The organism is Cellulosimicrobium cellulans (assembly GCF_001722485.1).
Classification (GTDB): domain Bacteria; phylum Actinomycetota; class Actinomycetes; order Actinomycetales; family Cellulomonadaceae; genus Cellulosimicrobium; species Cellulosimicrobium cellulans_A.
Genome location: NZ_LWGL01000108.1, coordinates 1 through 11,245, shown reverse-complemented (window position 1 = coordinate 11,245; position 11,245 = coordinate 1). Strand labels below are relative to the sequence as shown.

The window sequence follows — 11,245 nt, the reverse complement described above, 5'->3', positions numbered from 1 at the left end:
GAGCGCCGCGCGGCCCCGCCGGACGGCCGACCGGTCCCACCGGCGCCGGTCCTGGTCGGCGAGCAGGACGGGCTCGCCGTCGGGCCCGGTGCGCGCGGGGAAGCGTGCCGCCGTCAGCTCGAGCAGCGCGAGGAGCGCGTGCGCCTCCGGCTCGTCGGGGACGAGCCCGACGAGCACGCGTGCGAGCCGCAGCGCCTCGTGCGCGAGGTCCGGGCGCAGCCAGTCGTCGCCCGACGTCGCGGTCGAGCCCTCCGTGAAGATCACGTACAGCACGGCGAGCACGCCGCCGAGGCGCTCGCGGCGCTCCTCGCGCGGCGGGACCGCGAATGGGACGCCCGCGGCGGCGAGCGTCTTCTTCGCGCGCGTGATCCGGGCCTGGACGGTCGCGGTCGGCACGAGGAACGCGCGCGCGATCTCGTCGCTCGACAGGCCGGCCACGACGCGCAGCGTGAGGGCGACCTGCGCCTCGCGCGAGAGCACCGGGTGGCATGCCACGAGCACGAGGGCGAGCACGTCGTCGTCGACACGATCGGGGTCCCAGAGCACGCCGGCGTCGTCGCCGCCCGTGCCCGACGGCGCCCCCGCCCCGGTCCCGCCCTCCTCCAGACCGCGGGCGAGGGCGGCGTACCGCTCGTCGAGCGCGGCGCGCCGCCGGAACGCGTCGATCGCGCGCCGACGGCCCACGGTGAGCAGCCAGCCCGCGGGGCTGGCCGGGACGCCGTCGCGCGGCCACGCCACGAGCGCCTCCGCGAGCGCCTCCTGCGCGAGGTCCTCCGCGAGCGCGACGTCGCCCGTGTACCGGGCGAGCGCCCCGACGATCCGGGCGGACTCGATGCGCCACACCGCCTCGACGGCGCGGCGGCCGGGCTCGTCCGCCCGGCCGCCGCGGGTGACCGGCCGCGCGGGTGCGGTCACAGCTGGCCCGTCGACTCGCGCCACGCCCTCTCCTTGCGGATCCACTCGTTGTCCTGCGGGAACTCGTCGATCGTCGGCACGCGGCGGATCTCGACCTTGGTGCCGGGGCCCGCCATGGGCAGGCGCTTGGCCCACTCGACGGCCTCCTCCTGCGACGCGACGTCGAGCACGTAGTAGCCGCCGAACAGCTCCTTGGTCTCGCCGTACGGGCCGTCGGTGACGACGGGCACCTCGGACGAGAAGTCGACCACGACGCCCTTGCTCGCGTCCTCCAGCCCCTCGGCGGCGAGCAGGACGCCCGCGCGGATCAGCTCGTCGTTGAAGCGCCCCATCGCGTCGAGCATCTCCTCGAACGAGACGTTCTCGAACGCCGCGGCGGCCTCGTCGGTGCTGCGCATGATGAGCATGTACTTCATGGTTCGTCTCCCGTGTCGGCGGGTCGGTCCTCCGACCCTCTCACCCAGAGGTCGAACAGGTAAGGGCCGGATCGACACCGACCCCGACATCGCCGGACCGCCGGTGCGGCGCCGGGCGGTGGTGTCCTCCTCCCCGAGGAGGACACGAGACCCGCCTCCAGGAGGACGACGGCGCACGGCACGCCGGTGTTCGCTTGCTGTCGTGACCACCACCCTCTCGCCCGGAGCCGTCGCCGGCTCCCACGTCGCACCTCCCGCGCGACCGTCCGCCCGGACGATCTCCGCCGTGCTCGCCGCGGCGCTCGGCCTCGGCGTCCTCACCGAGTGGCTGCAGGGGGTCCTCGTCGACCCGTGGGCCATGTGGGCGAACTCGGTCGCCTCCTGGGTCGCCGTGGCGTTCGTCGCCGGCGCCCTCGCGCGCCGTCCGGTGGCGGCGGTCCTGCTCGGGATCGGTGCGGAGACGATGCTCATGGCGGGGTACTACGCCGCGCGCACGCTCCACGGGGTCCCGTCCGACGGCCGCATCCTCGCGTTCTGGCTCGCCGGCGCCCTCGTCGGTGGGGCGGTGTTCGGCCTCGCCGGCGCGTGGTGGCGGTCCGACGTCGCGTGGCGCCAGGTCACGGGCGTCGCCCTGCTCGGCGGCGTGCTCGTCAGCGAGGGCCTGATGCGCTGGCAGCTGTTCCCGTGGCAGGGCGCGTCGGGCGCCATCATGTGCGCCGTCGGTCTGGTGTGCGCGGTCGCGCTCGCGCGCAGCCCCCGCCAGCGCTGGATCGTGCCGCTCGCTCTCGCGGCCACCGTGCCCCTCGGGCTCCTCGGGACGGCGGCCGCCAACAGCGTCCTCGGCGTCTGACGCGCCGTCCCGAGACTCAGGGCCGGTGCCGTGGGACCACGACGACCCGCACCCGGTGCTCGCCGCCTCGGGCTGCCAGCGGCGGCGCTCGACCATGGCGTGGACCCTGGCGACGCCCTGACCGGCCCCACAGGGGTCGTGGTGCCGGTCAGGGCCGGGCGCTACCGGGGGTCGGCGGGGGTCACGTCGAGGCCGGCGCGGTCCACCTTGCGGTGGAAGCGCATGCCGGCGAGACCGCCGAGGACGGCGCCGACCAGGCTGACGACCGCGGCCGCGACGAGCGCGATCACGCCCCCGGTCGTCAGGTCGTCCCCGCTCACCGGGATCTGCGGGAACGCGTTGAGCTGCGACAGCACGTTGTACTGGCTGCCCGCCACGAGGCCGAGCAGGGCGAGGAGGATCGCGATGACGACGGCCCACAGCCACACCGCGACCCCCTGCTTCGCGCCGTCGAACCGTGCCATGCGGCCCGCGACGTACCCGCCGCAGTAGTAGGCGACGAGCAGCACGACGAGCAGGACGATGCCGCCCATGATGCCGATGGTCTCCGCGTTCTCCGTCGCCTGGGAGACGGCGTCCTGGGCGTCGGTCGTCGCGTTCAGCCCGAACACGGCACCGGCGGCCGCGGCGAGCGCGGTGAGCAGCACGGCCGTCCCGGTGGCGGTGAGCCACCCGAAGAAGGCCGAGCCGATCTTGATGCCGCCGTACCGCTCCTTCTCGCGGGCCACGACGGTCTCGCGGTCGGTGCGGCCGGCCGTGTCGTGCGCGTCGCGGCCGCGCGTGCCGCGGTCGTCGCGGGTGGGCGGGTCGTTCTCGGGCGGGGTCGCCCCGTAGCTCGTGCTCATCGTCGGTCGTCCTTCCCGGAGATGGTGCCGCGGCCGGAGTCGTCGGGGTCGGTCTCGACCACCTCCTCACGGACGCGTTCGGTGATCGTCCGCTCCTGGCCGGGGGACGCGTCGGCGCCGCCGGTCCCCTCGCCGGGCACGGCCTGCGTGACGTACTCGGTGACGACGTACCGGCGCAGCCGGACCGTGCCCTCCGTGCCCGCCGTGCCCGCCGAGCCCTTCGTGCCCTTCGTGCCCCGGCCGTCACCGCCCTCGTCGCCCGCGCCGTCCGGCGCCTCGCGGTCGGCCGGGCCGGCGGCGTGCCTGCCGACGACGCCCGCCTCGCCGGGGCGGTCGTCCTCGCCCGACGCGCGGGACGCGTCCGGGGAGGACCCGGACCGTGACGAGAGCCGCCCGTAGTAGCGGTAGAGCTCGCCCTCCTCCTCCGGGGACAGGTGACCCCCGTCGTCGTCCACGCGCGGCGCGCCCTTGACGTCGTCCTTGCCGAACGGCACGCGGATCTCGTCGCCCTCGACGTCGGCGTCGCCCAGCGGGACGAAGGACTCGCCGGAGCCGAACAGGCCGGTCCGGACGGTCACCCACTCGGGCCTCCCGCTGCTGTCGTCGAGGAAGACCTGGCCCACCTTGCCGATCTTCTCCCCGGTCCTCGAGACGACCGTGCCGTCCGAGAGGAGCCTCTCGATCTGGTCCGTGCTGATCATGCTGCGCCCCCTCCTGTCGGGGTCCGTCCGGTCGAGCCGACCTGCTCATCGTGCGAGCGCGGCGTGCCGCACGCACCCCGGCGGCGCTCGCGGCTCAGGCCCCGAGACGCTCCCGCAGCCGCGCGAGCTGCTCCCACAGCTCGGCGGGCACGCGGTCGCCGAACGTGCCGAGGAACTCGGCGGTCAGGTCCGCCTCCACCGACCACGCCTCCGGGTCGACCTTCAGCAGGGCGTCGAGGGCGCCGTCGGGCAGGTCGAGCCCGTCGGTGCGCAGCGCGCCGGGGGCCGGCAGCAGGCCGACGGGGCTCTTCACCGCGCCGCAGTCGGTCCGCACGCCGTGCGCACGGTCGACCTGCGCGGCGATCCAGGCGAGCACGCGCACGTTCTCGCCGAACCCCGGCCACAGGAACCGGCCGTCCGCGTCCTTGCGGAACCAGTTGACCTGGAAGATCTTCGGCCGCTCGTCCGGGTCGAGGAACGCGCCGACGCGCAGCCAGTGCGCCCAGTGGTCGGCCATGGTGTAGCCGCAGAAGGGCAGCATGGCGAACGGGTCGCGGCGCAGCTCGCCCACGGTGCCCTCCGCGGCGGCGGTCCGCTCCGACGAGATCGTCGCGCCCATGAACACGCCGTGCTCCCACCCGTACGCCTGCGCGACGAGCGGCACGTTGGACGCCCGGCGCCCGCCGAAGACGATCGCGTCGATCGGCACGCCGTCCGGGTCGTCCCACGTGTCCGCCATGGTCGGGCACTGCGCCGCCGCGACGGTGAAGCGGGAGTTGGGGTGGGCGGCGGGGCGTCCGGCCGCGCCGTCGGCCGGCGTCCAGTCCTGGCCCGTCCAGTCGACCAGGTGGCTCGGCGGCTCGGGGGTCAGCCCCTCCCACCAGACGTCGCCGTCGTCGGTGAGCGCGACGTTGGTGAAGATGGTGTCGCGCGCGAACGTCTCGACGGCGGCCGGGTTGGTGTCCGGCCCGGTGCCGGGCGCGACGCCGAAGAAGCCCGCCTCGGGGTTGATGGCCCGCAGGCGGCCGTCGGGGCCGGTGCGCAGCCACGCGATGTCGTCGCCGATCGTCTCGACCGTCCAGCCGGGGAGCGTCGGGCGCAGCATCGCGAGGTTGGTCTTCCCGCACGCCGACGGGAACGCGGCGGCGAGGTGGTAGCGGCGGCCCTCGGGCGACGTCACGCGGATCACGAGCATGTGCTCGGCGAGCCAGCCCTCGTCGCGCGCCATGGCGGACGCGATGCGCAGCGCGAAGCACTTCTTGCCGAGCAGCGCGTTGCCGCCGTAGCCCGACCCGTACGACCAGATCTCGCGCGTCTCGGGGAAGTGCGCGACGTACTTCGTCTCGTTGCAGGGCCACGCCACGTCGTCGACGCGCGTGGCGGCGTCGCCCTGCGCGTCGCGTCCGCCGACGACGAGCGGCATCCCGACCGAGTGCACGGCCGGGACGAACGGCTCCCCGGCGTCGAGGAGGTCCATGACCTCGCGCCCGACGCGCGTCATGACGCCCATGCTCACGACGACGTACGGCGAGTCGGTGACCTGGACGCCGACCTGCGAGAGAGGACCGCCCACCGGGCCCATCGAGAACGGGACGACGTACATCGTCCGGCCGCGCATCGAGCCCGCGAACACCTCGCGCAGCTCCGCGCGCATCGCCTCGGGCTCGCGCCAGTTGTTCGTCGGTCCGGCGTCCGCCTCGTCGCGCGAGCAGATGAACGTGCGCGACTCGACGCGCGCGACGTCGCCCGGGTCCGAGCGCGCGAGGTAGCTGCCCGGCCGCTTCTCGGGGTCGAGGGGGAGGAGCGTGCCGGTCTCGACCATGAGCCCGACGAGCCGCTGCTTCTCCTCGGCCGAGCCGTCGCACCAGACGACCGCGTCCGGCTCCGTCAGGGCGGCGATCTCGCGGACCCACGCCCGGGCGTCGCGCGGCCGCGGGTCCGTCGCGGACGCGCCGGCCGACGGCGCGGGTGCGAGGTCCGCGCGCTCCGTCTCGACGTCGTCGAGCAGGGCGGCGAGGCGGGTGCGGCGAGGGCTGGTGGTCGCGGTCATCGGTCGGTCTCCCTGCGGGTGGTGGGCGAGCGGACGGGCCGGGTGCCCGGCTTCTCCCAGCCTCGTGGCGAGGGCCGGCCCTTTCCACCGCGGGAGCCGTGAAGATCAGCGGTTCTTGACATACGGTGAAGCGATGACGCCCCGGATGTCGTCCGCCGCCGACGAGGAGCCGCCCGCGAACCACGCGGACCTCATCACGCTCGGCCGCCGGGTGCGGCACTTCCGCACCGCCCGCGGGATGACCCTCGACGCGCTCGGCGAGGCGGTCGGCACCGCGCCGAGCCTGCTGTCGATGGTGGAGAACGGCCGGCGCGAGCCGCGGCTGTCGCTCCTGCAGCAGATCGCCCGCGCGCTCGACGTGCCGGTGCCGGACCTGCTCACCGACGAGCCGCCGTCGCGCCGCGCCGCGCTCGAGATCGCGCTGGACCGCGCGCAGCGCGGACCGCTGTTCGCCTCCCTCGGGCTGCCGTCCGTGCGGGCGAGCCAGAAGCTGCCGCTGCCGGTGCTCGAGAACCTCGTGGGCCTGCACGCGGAGCTCCAGCGGCGCGCGACGGAGGCGATCGCGACGCCGGAGGAGGCGCGGCGCGCCAACACCGAGCTGCGCCTCGAGCGCCAGGCGCGCGACAACCACTACCCGGAGATCGAGGAGCTCGCGGAGTCCATGGCCCGCAGGGCCGGGTACACGGTCGGAGCCTTGACGCACCGGACCGTGTCCCGCATGGCGGAGCAGCTCGGGTTCACCATCTGGCACGTCGACGACCTGCCGCACTCCGCGCGCACCGTGACCGACCTGCGGCACGGTCGCATCTACCTGCCGCCGGCCTCGATCCCCGGCGGCCACGGGCTGCGCTCGCTCGCGCTGCAGGCGATCGCGCACCGCGTGCTCGGGCACGAGCGCCCGCGCTCCTACGCGGAGTTCCTGCGCCAGCGCGTCGAGATCACCTACTTCGCCGCGTGCTGCCTCATCCCGCAGTCGGCCGCCGTCGACTTCCTCGAGCGGCGCAAGCGCGAGAAGGACCTCGCGGTCGAGGACCTGCGCGACGCGTTCGGCGTGACGCACGAGGCCGCCGCGCAGCGGTTCACCAACCTCGCGACCGTGCACCTCGGTATCCCGCTGCACTTCCTGCGCGTCGGCGACGACGGCGCGCTGTTCCGCGGGTACGCGAACGACGGCCTGCCCCTGCCCGCCGACGTCACCGGTGCGATCGAGGGCCAGATGGTCTGCCGGCGCTGGGCCGTGCGCGAGGCGCTCGCGCGGCGCGACCGCGCGACGGAGTCCTACCAGTACACCGACACCCCGGCCGGGACGTTCTGGTGCTCCACCCAGACGGGCACGACGACGACCGGCCAGTTCTCCCTCGCGGTCGGGGTGCCGTTCGCGTCGGCGAAGTGGTTCCGCGGCCGGGACACGACGGTCCGCCGACAGTCCGGCTGCCCCGACGAGAGCTGCTGCCGCCGTCCGGCCGCGGACGCCGCCGCGCGCTGGCAGGACGCGTCGTGGCCGAGCGCCCGCATGCACCAGCACGTGCTGTCGGCGCTGCCGAGCGGTGCCTTCCCCGGCGTCGACGCCACCGAGGTGTACGCGTTCCTGGAGAAGCACGCGCCGCGCGACGCGTGACGAGCGACAGGTGCGCGCAGCGCGCGAACGCGTCGTGGGGCGTCAGAGCGTCGCGGGGCCCGACAGCGCGGCGACCTGGTCGAGCACCTCGGCCGTCTCGATCTCGACCCGCAGCGCGATGCGGTCCAGCCCGACGGCGGCCGTCTCCACGACGGAGCCGAGCAGCGCGCGCAGATCGGCGAGCGCGCCGAGCGCGCGGGCCGGCGTCGACGCGCGCTCCGCGCTCGCCGTGACGAGCCCGAGCGCAAGGCCGAGGTCCTCCGCGACGTCGTCGTGGGGCGACAGCAGGGTGGAGGCGACGCGAGCGAGCGTGCCGGCGCGGCGGCCGAGCTCGCGCGCCGGCAGGTGCGCGTCGGCGAGCTCGGCCGCGCGGTCCGACAGCTCGCGCGCGACGAGTGCCGAGGACGCGTCGCGCAGGTCCTCGACGTAGGTCCGGGTGCCGTCCGCGCCGGCGAGGGGACGGTGCGCGCGGTCGAGCGCCCACGTCGGGTCCCGGTCCTCGGCGTGCAGGTACCGGTCGAGGTCGACCGAGTCGAGCGCGTCGTCGTCCCCGCCGGCGAGCCACGCCTCGACGCGGGCGAGGTCGCGCGGCTCGTCGACGTCGAGGCCGACCGTCGAGAGCACGTCGAGCCAGGTCCCGGTGCGGGCGTCGAACAGGGGGAGGAGGTGGTCGTCGTGCGCGCCGGCCGGGCGCACGTACCGGCCGTGGGCGTGGTCGTGGAGCAGCACCCAGCGGCGGCCCTCGATGACCACGGGGCTCGACTCGGACAGCTCGAGCACGACCCGCAGCGTCCACTCGTCGTACGTCTCGCCCCACGCCTCGCCCGTCACCGGGTCGCGCAGGACGCTCGGCGCCCGGAGCCGGCCGGGCAGCCACAGGAGCGGGTGCCACATCGCCTCGGGGCGCAGCGCCGGCCACCGGCGGTGGCCTGCTGGTACGGTCCACGGCATCGGCAGCGGCGTGGCCGACAGCGGCGAGAGCAGCACCTCGTCGTCGGCGAGGCCCGTGAACGCGCGCCACATCTGCAGCCGCTCGACCGTGTCGAGCGCCGACGCGGGCAGCAGGAGATGTTCTCCCGGCCCGACGTCGAGCGTGCGGCGCCTGTGCTCCACGGGTGTCCTTCTTCCCTCGCGATGTCGTCGGACGGGCCTATGCCGTGCTCGTCACGACGAGCCTGCTCCCGGGGCGGTAGACGCCCGTGGTGCGGCCGCGATGACGGCATGTGACCGACGTCACACAAGTTTCCGGTCGCGAGCGCCCGATTTTCGTGATGCCGCCGCACACACGCATGCCATGGAGATCTTGTCCGCCGCCACTGACACCGCCGTGGTGCGCCCGACGCTGCACGACCGCGCGAGCGACGAGCTCGACAGGACCACCACCGAGCTCGCGCTGCGCGTGCGCGCCGGCACGCTCGCCGAGCGCGAGGCGCGCATGGAGATCTACGAGGCGACGTTCCGCACCGGGATCGTGCGCGCCGAGACGCTGCGCTACTGCCACCGGCACAACATCGCGCGCTTCCTGCACGACGACATGGTCGAGGCGGCCGTCGACTTCTACACGCGCAAGATCCTCGACCTGCCGAGCGTCGACGGGGCCGAGGGCGACTCCACGGGCCGCAACGGCACGAAGTTCTTCGACCTCGAGGTCTTCGCCGACGGCGCGAGCGCGGCCGGCTCCATCCGCCAGGCGCTCGGCGACTACACGCTCATGCACCGCACCCTCCTGCGCAGCGTCCGGTCCGCGCGCAAGGTCGGGCAGATCGTCTCGACCGAGCTCCTCGAGGGCACGATCGACCCCGACGGCCGACTCGCCGGCCTCGTGCACGAGCTGCCCGTCGTGCCGGACCCGTCCGCGGAGGTGCTCGACGCCGGGCGCAACGAGCGGCTCGACCGGCTCTACGACGCGCACAGCAGCGCGGCGGCGCGCCAGCGCGGCGTCCTGCGCACGCACATCGACGCCACCGCGATCCGCGACGCGTTCGACCTGCCGGAGCTCGCGCGGCCGCTCGACCCGGACGTGCGGGCGCGCATGCTCGCGTGGGTCGAGGAGGACCCCGGCCTCGCCCTGCGGTCCGTCGCCGACCGCTTCAGCCCGCAGGACTGCCGTCGCGCGACGGCGCTCGGCCGGCTCTGGGTTGCGTTCGACGACGCCGAGCTCGAGACCGTCGCGGAGCACGAGTACGGCGAGAAGATCGCCGACCTGCTCGTCCGCGACGTCCTCGCCGACCGGGCCCGGCCGGGCCGCCCCGCGGTGTCCCGCACGCGCGTCGCCGTCAAGCGCGCCGTCGCCCCCTGCAAGCTCGACGGCGCGTGGGTCACGGACCTGACCGCCGTCTTCCTCGAGCACGAGCACGAGGCCCGCTCCGCGTGGGACCCGGACCGCGGGTCGGGCGAGCCGACGCGCGACTCCACGCGCTACCTGCGGGCGCTCGCCGCGGCCGCGGCGCTCCCGGGCGCCCCGCTCGGACGCACGCCCGCGCAGGTGCGCGAGACGCTCGCCGACCTCGTCGCCACGGCCCGCCAGAGCACCACCACGCGGCGCGCGGAGGCGGTCCCCCAGGCCGTCTGACCCGGAGCGCGCACCGCAGCACGGAGCGCCCCTCTCCCGCCGCTCGCGCCGGGAGAGGGGCGCTCCGTCTGCATAGGAACACCGAACGACCAGGGCCTCGCACCACGAGGCCAGGAGAGGAGACCCCATGGGCCCCGCCATCCCCGCGCGAGCGCGGACGAAGACCGTCGCGGAGCGCTGTGCGCCCCTCACCAAGGAGCTCGCCCGCCGCCGGTCCGGCAAGCCGCTGACCCCGGTGGACGTGCACGAGCAGATCGCCTCGCTCGTCGAGGAGCTCGTCGTGCAGGGCATGACCCGCGGCGAGGCCGCCGGTCTGGTCAACCGCGCGGCGCAGAAGGCCACCGCCGCGTGAGGGCGCTGCGGCGGCCCTGGGAGGTCGTCGACGTCGCGTGCACCGTCCCGGCGCCCGTCGCCGGGCCGGCGGCGGGCAGCGCCCCCGCGACGCCCGTCCGCCCCGGGTGGCAGCACCGCTGCGACGCGTGCGGCGCGTGGGCGTGCGTCCACGTGCGCGTCGGGGAGCACGGCGCGCTCCTGCTGTGCGGCGAGCACTTCCGCACCCACGAGGCCACCCTCGACGAGCGCGGGTACACCGTCTCCTGGGGCGAGTCCGAGCACGTCGCGTAGGCGGCCGGAAACCACCCGCAACCACCCGCTCGAACTCACCACGAGCCGCGTCCCGCTGCCGACAGTGCCCGGTGATCGACCCGCCACGGCGGGCGGTCGCCGGAGCACCAGGAGGGAGCTCCGGGCCGTTCGCCGGAGCCGGCGACGGAAATGGACGCCAGTGATGGCAGGGGGAGGTTGGCGTGGACGAGATGGACGAGATCGTTCACGAGTTCCTGGTCGAGTCCTACGAGAACCTCGACCAGCTCGACCAGGACCTCGTGGCGCTCGAGAGCGACCCGTCGTCCCGCACGCTGCTGAGCAGCATCTTCCGCACCGTGCACACGATCAAGGGCACGAGCGGCTTCCTCGGTTTCGGCAACCTGGAGCGGGTGTCCCACGTGGGCGAGTCGCTCCTGTCGGAGCTCCGCGACGGCAAGCGCGCCATGGACCAGCCGACGGCCGACGTCCTGCTCGCGCTCGTGGACACGCTCCGCGCGATCCTCACCCGGGTCGAGTCCGGGGCCGGCGACGACCTCGACGTCGAGCCGATGGTGCAGCAGATCGTCGCGGTCCAGGAAGGCACCGCGGCCCCGGCCGCGCCCGTCGACGCCGCCGAGCCTGCCGCCGCGGAGCCGGAGGGCGCCGCGGCCGTGGCGACCGTCGAGCCCGCGG

Annotated in this window: 12 protein-coding genes; 6 read left to right on the top strand and 6 right to left on the bottom strand. The window is 75.1% G+C overall.

Going from position 1 to position 11,245, the window contains the following annotated elements; genetic code table 11:
• A partial coding sequence (locus tag JZ5iCDA_RS12040; RefSeq protein WP_069387394.1) for an RNA polymerase sigma factor occupies nt 1–915 on the bottom strand: 915 nt, incomplete at its 3' end.
• Complete coding sequence (locus tag JZ5iCDA_RS12035) at nt 912–1,331, bottom strand: YciI family protein (RefSeq protein WP_069387393.1); 420 nt, start codon at nt 1,329–1,331, stop codon at nt 912–914. The genes JZ5iCDA_RS12040 and JZ5iCDA_RS12035, both read right to left, overlap by 4 nt.
• Nucleotides 1,332–1,533: 202 nt before the next feature.
• Here JZ5iCDA_RS12035 and JZ5iCDA_RS12030 point away from each other — a divergent pair, with 202 nt between their 5' ends.
• Entirely contained in the window at nt 1,534–2,181 is a 648-nt protein-coding gene (locus JZ5iCDA_RS12030; RefSeq protein WP_069387392.1) for a DUF6518 family protein, read from the top strand.
• Between the two features lie 161 nt (nt 2,182–2,342).
• Here JZ5iCDA_RS12030 and JZ5iCDA_RS12025 read toward each other — a convergent pair whose 3' ends face one another.
• From JZ5iCDA_RS12025 to JZ5iCDA_RS12015, 3 genes are all read right to left on the bottom strand, one after another.
• Complete coding sequence (locus JZ5iCDA_RS12025; RefSeq protein WP_069387391.1) at nt 2,343–3,026, bottom strand: hypothetical protein; 684 nt, start codon at nt 3,024–3,026, stop codon at nt 2,343–2,345.
• Nucleotides 3,023–3,727, bottom strand: a complete 705-nt coding sequence (locus JZ5iCDA_RS12020; RefSeq protein ID WP_069387390.1) for a PRC-barrel domain-containing protein — start codon at nt 3,725–3,727, stop codon at nt 3,023–3,025. Before JZ5iCDA_RS12020 ends, JZ5iCDA_RS12025 begins: the two co-directional genes overlap by 4 nt.
• Nucleotides 3,728–3,821: 94 nt before the next feature.
• Nucleotides 3,822–5,777: a phosphoenolpyruvate carboxykinase (GTP) gene (locus tag JZ5iCDA_RS12015; RefSeq protein WP_069387389.1), complete on the bottom strand. Its 1,956-nt coding sequence runs from the start codon at nt 5,775–5,777 to the stop codon at nt 3,822–3,824.
• A gap of 133 nt (nt 5,778–5,910) precedes the next feature.
• On the opposite strand from JZ5iCDA_RS12015, the gene JZ5iCDA_RS12010 reads away from it, so the two are divergent.
• Nucleotides 5,911–7,395: an XRE family transcriptional regulator gene (locus tag JZ5iCDA_RS12010; protein ID WP_253182067.1), complete on the top strand. Its 1,485-nt coding sequence runs from the start codon at nt 5,911–5,913 to the stop codon at nt 7,393–7,395.
• A gap of 42 nt (nt 7,396–7,437) precedes the next feature.
• On the opposite strand, the gene JZ5iCDA_RS12005 is transcribed toward JZ5iCDA_RS12010, so the two are convergent.
• On the bottom strand, nt 7,438–8,508 hold the full coding sequence (locus JZ5iCDA_RS12005; protein ID WP_069387387.1) for a hypothetical protein: 1,071 nt from the start codon (nt 8,506–8,508) through the stop codon (nt 7,438–7,440).
• Nucleotides 8,509–8,689: 181 nt separating this feature from the next.
• Here JZ5iCDA_RS12005 and JZ5iCDA_RS12000 point away from each other — a divergent pair, with 181 nt between their 5' ends.
• The 4 genes from JZ5iCDA_RS12000 to JZ5iCDA_RS11985 all read left to right on the top strand — a co-directional run.
• A complete protein-coding gene (locus JZ5iCDA_RS12000) occupies nt 8,690–9,967 on the top strand; it encodes a hypothetical protein (RefSeq protein ID WP_139123089.1) in 1,278 nt (425 codons plus the stop codon).
• Between the two features lie 127 nt (nt 9,968–10,094).
• Nucleotides 10,095–10,319 carry a hypothetical protein gene (locus JZ5iCDA_RS11995; RefSeq protein WP_069387385.1) on the top strand — a complete coding sequence of 75 codons (225 nt, stop codon included), beginning with the start codon at nt 10,095–10,097 and terminating at the stop codon, nt 10,317–10,319.
• A complete protein-coding gene (locus JZ5iCDA_RS11990) occupies nt 10,316–10,591 on the top strand; it encodes a DUF7455 domain-containing protein (protein WP_069387384.1) in 276 nt (91 codons plus the stop codon). The genes JZ5iCDA_RS11995 and JZ5iCDA_RS11990 overlap by 4 nt, the downstream gene beginning before the upstream one ends.
• A 191-nt stretch (nt 10,592–10,782) precedes the next feature.
• Nucleotides 10,783–11,245: Hpt domain-containing protein (locus JZ5iCDA_RS11985; RefSeq protein ID WP_253182066.1), on the top strand; the 463-nt coding region annotated here is incomplete at its 3' end.